This window comes from Pseudoalteromonas sp. RB2-MNA-CIBAN-0110, assembly GCF_040309305.1.
GTDB lineage: Bacteria > Pseudomonadota > Gammaproteobacteria > Enterobacterales > Alteromonadaceae > Pseudoalteromonas > Pseudoalteromonas arctica.
Window position 1 is genome coordinate 1 of sequence record NZ_JBEOOQ010000382.1, and the last position, 212, is coordinate 212.

General features: G+C 46.2%; 1 tRNA gene. It reads right to left on the minus strand.

Annotated elements, in window-relative coordinates:
- Window positions 1–2: 2 nt before the first annotated feature.
- Window positions 3–75 (minus strand) — tRNA-Gly (locus tag AAEY68_RS21860).
- Window positions 76–212: the final 137 nt, after the last annotated feature.

Sequence of the window (212 nt, forward strand, 5' to 3'; positions counted from 1 at the left end):
GGAGCGGTACACGAGGCTCGAACTCGTGACCTCGACCTTGGCAAGGTCGCGCTCTACCAACTGAGCTAGTACCGCATCATATTAATTCTAAATTAACCATTTTACAAATTACACTTGGTAATGTAATTAAACCACAAAGTGGTGCCCGAGGCCGGACTTGAACCGGCACGACTTGTTAGTCGAGGGATTTTAAATCCCTTGTGTCTACCAAT